Genomic DNA, 1,988 nt, shown 5'->3' on the forward strand with positions numbered 1-1,988 from the left:
CATCGCCGCCGGCTGCATCGCTGCCACCCGAACCTGCGGCTCCCGAACCGGCCCGCGTACTCACGGCGATCTGCTCGCCGTCGAGCACGGGCCGCGCCAGGTTCAGCCGCGACAGCGCCGCCGAGCTCGTCGCCCCGCCCGCTGCCTCGATGGCGTCCTGCACGCGCGCGCCGGAGGGCAGTTCGACCACCCCGGGCTCCCGCACCTTACCCACGACGTGCACGAGCACCATCGCGGCAGCGGAGCCGTCAGATGCCCCCACCGATGCCGGGTCGTCCGTCGCCCCGGGAAGCAGCCCGGCGCCGTCCGATTCCGCCGCTCCCTCTGACCCGAACTGCGCAGTCTCGGCCTCCCCGCCGGTGTCGGGGACGTGCGACCGCAGCAGTGCGATGACGACGACCGCGCCGACGGCCAGGGCGAAGAGCACCGTGCCGACCGCCGCAGGCACGCCGACGGCGGCGAGAACGCGGTCTCGGAATCGCGGCGGCGGGCGCCAGTCGAGCGGCACGGGCGGCTCTTCGCCGGGGTACGGGCCCCACAGCCGCCGCGATCCGGCATCGTTCGGGCTCCAGGGCGCGAGCCGGCCGGAAGCGCGCTCCTCGGCGCCGTCCTCGGTGCGACCTTCGGGGCGGTACAGGGTGGACATGGAGCCAGGCTAGGCGGACGAATGCGCCGGCGATCGGCCGGAGGCCGGATCTGTGGAGAGCTCGGCGGATCCCCGGCGAATGCCGAGATGTGAGCGCCGGATCCTTCGGTCAGTCGAAGAGCCGCTGGCCCAGGAACTCCCCCGGCCCGACACCGCCCGGCACCGCCCAGAGTCCCGAGCCGATGTGCCGGATGTACTCGTTCAGCAGGTCCGGTTTCAGGGACTGCTGCACGCGCACGAACGCCGCCGGGTCTTTCTGGAACGAGATGAAGAAGAGCCCTGCGCCGAGTTGGCCCAGGCTGTTCGAGCCGTCCACGTAGTTGTACCCGCGGCGCAGGAGGCGGATCCCGTCGTTCTGCGACGGATGCGCCAGCCGCACGTGCGCGGCGATGTCGATGGCCGGCTCCCCGCCGGTCAGCGCGGCCAGGTCGGGATCTGCGAACTCGCCGCCGCCGGTCAGCGGCTCGCCCACGAGCTTCGTCCGCCCGATGATCCGCTCCTGCTCGTCGAGCGAGGCCCGGTCCCAGGTCTCGATCGTCATCAGGATCTTGCGGGCCACCAGGTAGCTGCCGCCGCGCAGCCATTCGGGGCCATCGTCGCCGACCCAGACGTGCGCATCGAGGTCGGCGGCCTCATCCGACATGATGTTCATCGTGCCGTCCTTGAAGCCGAAGAGATTGCGCGGCGTGTCCTGCTCGCGCGAGGTCGACGCGGTGCGCCCGAAGCCGAGCTGACTCCAGGCGAGGCGCGCCCGCCCCATCCCGATCCGGGTCAGGTTGCGGATCGCGTGCACCGCGACCTGCGGGTCGTCGGCGCAGGCCTGCACGCACAGATCGCCGCCGCTCTGAGCCGCCTCAAGGAGGTCGAATGCGAAGGAGGGCAGCGGCTCGAAGGCGTCGGGAAGGCGATGCCGGATGCCGAACGGATCGTCGGCCCCCTCCGTCCTGCCGGTGAAGAGCTCCCGGCCGAGACCGATCGTGAGGGTCAGATGACCGGCGTTCAGCCCTTCTGCTTCACCGGTGTCATCGGGAGGCAGCAGCGCGTTCGAGGGCTCGAGCCCGGTGCCGATGGCGAGACCCTGCGTCAGGATCTCGGCGGCCTCGGTCCAGTCCCTCAGCAGCGAGACGAGTTCGTCTCGGCCGGCGCCGTCCACCATCTTGAAGGCCGCGAAGTGCAGCCGATCCTGCGCCGGCGTGACGATGCCGGCCTGGTGCTCGCCCCGGAAGGGGACGATCCCGGATCGTCCGCCGCTCGCTGTGCCGCTGCCGGATCCGCTCCCGGCGAGCAGCGCTCCCCCGATCGCACCGGCGGTCAGGCCCGCAGCCCCGGCGCCGAACGCGCC

At 72.2% G+C, this 1,988-nt stretch carries 2 protein-coding genes; both read right to left on the reverse strand.

Annotation, left to right across the window (positions count from 1 at the left end):
* The coding region (locus ACFPZL_RS12670) for an SLBB domain-containing protein (RefSeq protein ID WP_382335707.1) at window positions 1-646 on the reverse strand (646 nt) is incomplete at its 3' end.
* A gap of 109 nt (window positions 647-755) precedes the next feature.
* Window positions 756-1,988, reverse strand: a 1,233-nt coding sequence (gene efeB, locus ACFPZL_RS12675) for an iron uptake transporter deferrochelatase/peroxidase subunit (RefSeq protein WP_382335709.1), incomplete at its 5' end; no start/stop codon positions are given.

This window comes from Leucobacter soli (assembly GCF_042659205.1).
GTDB classification, from domain to species: domain Bacteria; phylum Actinomycetota; class Actinomycetes; order Actinomycetales; family Microbacteriaceae; genus Leucobacter; species Leucobacter soli.